Origin of the sequence: Quyinboa sediminis, from assembly GCF_042219855.1 — a bacterium.
Lineage (GTDB): Bacteria > Bacteroidota > Bacteroidia > Bacteroidales > UBA5342 > JBHJHP01.
Genome location: NZ_JBHJHP010000026.1, coordinates 1 through 3,568, shown reverse-complemented (window position 1 = coordinate 3,568; position 3,568 = coordinate 1). Strand labels below are relative to the sequence as shown.

Annotated in this window: 7 protein-coding genes; all 7 read right to left on the bottom strand. The window is 32.7% G+C overall.

All coding sequences use genetic code 11. From position 1 onward, the window contains the following. The coding region (locus ACE1EF_RS19985; RefSeq protein WP_375722481.1) for a hypothetical protein at window positions 1-185 on the bottom strand (185 nt) is incomplete at its 3' end. A 257-nt stretch (window positions 186-442) separates the two neighbouring features. After that, window positions 443-1,264, bottom strand: a complete 822-nt coding sequence (locus ACE1EF_RS19980; protein ID WP_375722480.1) for a hypothetical protein — start codon at window positions 1,262-1,264, stop codon at window positions 443-445. A 171-nt stretch (window positions 1,265-1,435) separates the two neighbouring features. After that, window positions 1,436-1,735, bottom strand: coding sequence for a type II toxin-antitoxin system RelE/ParE family toxin (locus ACE1EF_RS19975; RefSeq protein ID WP_375722479.1), 300 nt, complete (start codon window positions 1,733-1,735; stop codon window positions 1,436-1,438). Then, a complete protein-coding gene (locus ACE1EF_RS19970) occupies window positions 1,728-1,979 on the bottom strand; it encodes a type II toxin-antitoxin system ParD family antitoxin (protein WP_375722478.1) in 252 nt (83 codons plus the stop codon). The genes ACE1EF_RS19975 and ACE1EF_RS19970 overlap by 8 nt, the downstream gene beginning before the upstream one ends. Window positions 1,980-2,240: 261 nt before the next feature. Then, the gene (locus tag ACE1EF_RS19965) at window positions 2,241-2,528 is read right to left on the bottom strand and encodes a type II toxin-antitoxin system RelE/ParE family toxin (protein WP_375722477.1); all 288 of its coding nucleotides are present in this window, start codon (window positions 2,526-2,528) and stop codon (window positions 2,241-2,243) included. After that, complete coding sequence (locus tag ACE1EF_RS19960; RefSeq protein ID WP_375722476.1) at window positions 2,521-2,760, bottom strand: ribbon-helix-helix domain-containing protein; 240 nt, start codon at window positions 2,758-2,760, stop codon at window positions 2,521-2,523. The genes ACE1EF_RS19965 and ACE1EF_RS19960 overlap by 8 nt, the downstream gene beginning before the upstream one ends. 211 nt (window positions 2,761-2,971) lie before the next feature. Next, complete coding sequence (locus tag ACE1EF_RS19955; RefSeq protein ID WP_375722475.1) at window positions 2,972-3,466, bottom strand: hypothetical protein; 495 nt, start codon at window positions 3,464-3,466, stop codon at window positions 2,972-2,974. Window positions 3,467-3,568 lie beyond the last annotated feature (102 nt).

Here is a 3,568-nt window from a genome sequence, read left to right as displayed (position 1 = left end):
TCTTCTTCATAATTACAGTTTAAAATTAATACTATTTTGTCTACTTTTAAACTGTCCAGTTTTTGGGGAAGCTTACATACATAAGCGTCAGGTGTCATTATTTCTGTAATAAGGAGAAATAAAAATGGTATTGATAAAACAGAAATTAAAATTTTCAGAAATCTTCTCTCCGTTTTTCGACTCATGCTTTAGCTTTTCTAATAGTTTAGTTCAAGACTGTTTGTTATTTTAAAATTGGCGCTAACGTTTAGTATAAGAAACGTAAGTGATTTCGAAGCTCTTACCTGTCAAGTTGCACTGAGCCAAATTTGCGATTTGACACAAATTTAAAAGATTTAACAAACCCGTCAAATCGCAGATTTGGCGGAGCTGATTAAATGCTCTAAAGCTTCGTAAACCACTGAGCCACTTATGTTTTTTATACATTGTTTTATGCTGGCTTTTATTCATTAAAGTTCTTACAGTTAAATACTTTCGTCGTAATCGACTTGTTTGACAACCAATCTAAATCGAAAATATTTGCTTGTGTGTCAAAGGTCAATTCTTTTAGATATTTCATTTCATTAAGAATCATCAAGTGTTCTTTTGTCAATTGTCTAACTCTTGTAAATGACATCTTTTCTATCACACCAATTTCTGGTAGTTTTCCGTAATCAGTCGCACTACCTAACATAAAATTAAGCTCAATCAATTGATTTAATGTAGTCAAAAAGTCAAGGTCTTTGAGCGTCAATTTTGAAACAGTCAGTTTTCTTAAATTAGTCAGCTCTCCAATCGTTTCAATATCTTTCAATTTGTCAAAAACAAACAAACTAATCAATTCACTTTGCTCCGAAATTGGTTTAATAGACAATCCTTGTCCTCCAATTCCAAGATGCTCAAGTCGTAAGTATTTATTTATATTTTCAATCTGCTTATTCTTAAACATATCTACCGTAAGTGATTTTGTATTAGTCAAGAATTTCAAGCAATCCAAATTATCAACAAATCCGAATCCGTTCAGTACTAACCTTAAAGTTGGTTTGTAACTATCTGTCAATAATCTATGGTTGATTAAATCATAAGTCTTTTCGGTTACTTTGAATTTATCAGCAAACTGAATTTGTTTAATCTTCTTAGTATTTAGAATTAAGTCACAGTCAGAGTCAATCAGATTTTCATAAATATTTACAACTCCACCAGTTGTCATTATGAAATTATCAGAATGAGCAATCGTAGTCGATTTAATTGCTGGACTTCCTTCTATTATATCTTTAGTTTTCATATTGCACTGTCGTTTCCTAAGCTTGCATACAACGTTCCCGCGGTATGGTATCGTGCGGTTGACTGTCCCACGAAGTGGAGACTGTCAAGCCGAAAACGACGGCATACGGAATGTGGATTTGCAAGTTAAAATAAAACCGCATGCACTATGACCGCGTGTTAGGTGTAGTTTTTATTCTTTTAATCTATTTTTCAGGTCCATTTGCTCATGTAAAATTCTTATAACTTCAATCTCATTGTCTGAGATTGCGTGATAAAAAATAACATGTCTTCCAGTTTTATAACCTAATAATTCACGACTTATTTCAAGATATTTTTTCCCAAGATTAGGATTTGTTCCAATTTCTTTACAAGCTGATTTTATTGCTTCATAGTATTTGTCAGCTTGATTTTCAGACCATCTAAATGTAGTGTAATTCCAAATGTCGGATAAATCATTAATGGCTTTTTCTCTAAAAATTACTTTAGCCATTTTTCTTACTTTCAGCTTTTAACTTTTCTAAATGACTGTCAAAGTCAAAGTTCTCAATTCGTGGGCTATTTAATCCTTCCTGAATTGCATTTTTTAAAGCGATTACTTTACTTTCTTCTTCTTCAAGTAAACGCAAGCCAGCTCTGACAACTTCACTAACATTTTTATATCTTCCTCCTGAAATACTGCTTTGAACAAAAGAATCAAAATGCTGTCCTAGTGTTATAGATGTATTCTTATTCATAACTGTCAATTTTTACAAAAGTACCAATATTTGGTATTATTATCAAGTCCTTTTAGCTTGATTTGTATTTTGTGAAATTACACCTAACGTTCTCGCGGTATGGTGTCGTGCGGTTGACTGTCCCACGAAGTGGAGACTTTCAAGCCGAAAACGACGGCATACGGAAAGTGGATTTGCAGGTTTAAAAAAAAACGCATGCACTATGACCGTGTGTTGCCAATAGTACTTTTTAATTTAATTAATAGTCTTAAAATAAAAGGATTAAAGAATATTTTTTAAATCCTGCATCCCAACAATTGCCATGATCTCAACAATATTATCATTTACTCTGAAATATATACTATCAGAACCACAAGCACATCTTCGATATCCTTTTTTTATATAATCTACAGATTCAAATGCAAAAGGTCTTTGGGCAATAATTTCAAAATACTCAAAGAATGATTCAAAGTATAAATCCGCTTGTGTAATGCCAAATTTTCTTACTCCGTACTGATGAATACGTATCAAGTCTTCTTTAGCTACGTTACTTAGTCTATATTTAGCCATTAAGTAACGACTTTGACTGTTTTAATATTTGTTCTTTCGTATCATCCGTAAAACCACTTCTTTCAGATCTTTCAAGTTTTGCTCTAATCCAATCTATATGAGCTTGCTGTTTCCTGGCTTGTCTGATCAAGTCGTTAACAAGTTCACTTTTACTCGAATATTCTTCGCTTTCTATTTGTGTTTTTAACCACTCATCGTTGGGCTTGGAAAATGATATACTTTGTCTTGGCATAATTTATTATTTTGTGATGTAAATTTACACCAAATATGAATCATTCACAACTTTTTTTAGTATTATTGGCAACGTTCCCGCGGTATGGTGTCGTGGCAGTTTCTGTCCGATAGGATAGGAACTGTCAGGACGAAAAGAGCTTTGCGCGAACGTTTGTGTTTTTGGTTTAAAAGTACTGCCATGCACTATGACCGCGTGTTAGCAATAGTGTTTATTTCATTATTTTAAAATCGTGAAGACCTATTTGATAAATCATATATGGCCACATTTCGGTTCCCTTCGCTCCTGAAAAAGTACCGACATTTGAAGTTTCCTCGAATTCTGCGTCTTCTTCTCTTTGAATATCAGATTTATATGACAAGGAATATTTAGTTCTGTTTTTCATTAAAAGAAGTGTTTTCATATTTTCGGCTTTCTCTTTGTCTGTATCTCCAGATGTTGATAAACAAAAATAAAATTCAATAGTTCCATTTTTTTCTCCTTCTATAAATAAGGAATCATTTTCCCAAGTATCTATGATTTCTTGAAATGGTTCAAACTCAATAATTGAATATTCAAAACTATTTTTATCAGTTGGGTAAAGCTTTATTGTAAATTTACTTCCTATTAGGAAAGCAAATCCATTTTCCGGTTCAGTTGGCAAGTCTTGCGAAAACGCAATAAAACTTGTAAATATTAAAAATGAAATCAAAATCGTTTTTTTCATATATGGTTTGTTTTTAACATTATTGCTAACGTTCCCGCAGTATGCTGTCGTGGCAGTTTCTTTCCGACGGGAAAGGAACTGTCAGGACAAAAGAGACAGCCT